This is a genomic window from Corallococcus sp. AB049A, assembly GCF_003668885.1.
GTDB lineage: Bacteria > Myxococcota > Myxococcia > Myxococcales > Myxococcaceae > Corallococcus > Corallococcus interemptor.
Genome location: NZ_RAWL01000762.1, coordinates 1 through 1,792, shown reverse-complemented (window position 1 = coordinate 1,792; position 1,792 = coordinate 1). Strand labels below are relative to the sequence as shown.

Annotated in this window: 1 protein-coding gene; it reads right to left on the bottom strand. The window is 70.3% G+C overall.

What is annotated here, in order from left to right; all coding sequences use genetic code 11:
* Positions 1-1,792 (bottom strand): condensation domain-containing protein (locus tag D7X55_RS39150; RefSeq protein ID WP_233610356.1); only part of this gene is annotated, 1,792 nt, incomplete at both ends.

Genomic DNA, 1,792 nt, shown 5'->3' with positions numbered 1-1,792 from the left:
GTCAGGTCGAACTTCGCCGAGTTCGCTTCGAGCGGAAGCTGCTCGAAGGACAGCCCCTGCACGCGCAGCGCCTCCATGGGCGTGTTCTGCAGGGAGAACATCGCCTGGAAGAGCGCGCTGCGGCTCAAGTCGCGCACGGGCTGGAGGGTCTCCACCAGCTTCTCGAACGGCACGTGCTGGTGCTCGTAGGCCGCGAGCGTCGTGCCGCGCACCTGGGCCAGGAACTCCCGGAAGGTTGCCTGCTGCTGGACGTGCGCCCGCAGGACGAGCGTGTTGACGAAGAAGCCGATGAGGCCTTCGGTCTCCGCCTGGGTGCGACCCGCGATAGGCGTGCCCACGCTGATGTCGTCCTGCGTGGAGTATCGCGACAGGAGCACCTGCCAGGCCGCGAGCAGCAGCATGAACGGCGTGGCGCCTTCACGCTGAGCCAGGGCCTTGAGGGCCTCCGAGAGGCGAGCGGGAACGCGCATGTCCACCGTGGCGCCCCGGTGCGACTGCACGGGCGGACGCGGGCGATCCGTGGGCAGGTCCAGCGCGGCCGGAGCTCCCGAGAGCTTCTCCTTCCAGTATCCGAGCTGCGCCTCCAGCGTTTCGCCCTGGAGCCAGGCCCGCTGCCAGACAGAGAAGTCCGCGTACTGCACGGGCAGCGGCGCGAGGGCGGGCAACTGATCCGCGTGGAACGCCGCGTACAGCGCGGTCAACTCCCGGACGAGGACGCTCATGGACCAGCCGTCGGAGACGATGTGATGCATCGTCACCAGCAGCAGGTGCTCCGCCTCGTTCAGGCGCACCAGGGACGTGCGAAGGAGCGGACCCGCTTCCAGGTCGAAGGGCCGACGGGCCTCCAGGTTCGCGAGGCGGCGGCCCTCTTCGTCCCGCTGGGCCTCGGGCAGTGAGGACACGTCGAGCAGCGGCAGGACCCACGTCGCGGGCGAGTGGATGCGCTGCGCGGGTTCACCCTGATGCTGGAAGAAGGTGGTGCGCAGCGTCTCATGCCGCGCGACCAGGGTTTCGAAGGCGCGGCGCAGGGACTCGACGTCCACGTGGCCCTTCAGGCGAAGGGCGGCGGGGATGTTGTACGCGGCGCTGCCGGGCTGGAGCTGATCCAACAGCCACAGCCGCTGCTGGGCGAAGGACAGGGGCGGCGGGCCTTCGTGGGTGGCGAGCGGAAGCGGCGGGAGCCGGGCGCTTGCCGTGGCGGTGCGCAGGCGCACGGCGAGAGCGGCGACGGTGGGCGCCTCGAAGAGGGCGCGCAGGGGCAGCTCCGCGTTGAACGCCGCGCGGATGCGAGAGACGAGCTGGGTGGCCAGCAGCGAGTGGCCACCGAGGGAGAAGAAGTCGTCGTGGATGCCCACGCGCTCGCGGCGTAGGACCTGGGCGAAGGCGTCGGCGAGCTTCTCTTCCGTGGCGTCACGAGGCGCGACGAAGTCCGCGAGAGGCGAAGCGTCGGGGACGGGCAGTGCCTTGCGGTCCACCTTGCCGTTGGGGCTGAGCGGCATGGCCTCCAGCACGAGGAACGCGGAGGGCACCATGTACTCGGGCAGCCGCTCCTTGAGGAAGGCGCGCACGGCGGTGGTGTCCAGCTCCTGGCCCTGAGTGGGCACGAGGTACGCGACGAGCCGCTTGCCGCCGGGGACATCTTCACGGGCGAGGACGACGGCCTCGTGCACGGAGGCATGCGCGAGGAGCGAGGCTTCGATTTCGCCCAGCTCGATGCGGAAGCCGCGCACCTTCACCTGGAAGTCGAGCCGCTGGAGGTAGTCCAGCTGGCCGTCGGCGCGCCAGCGCACGA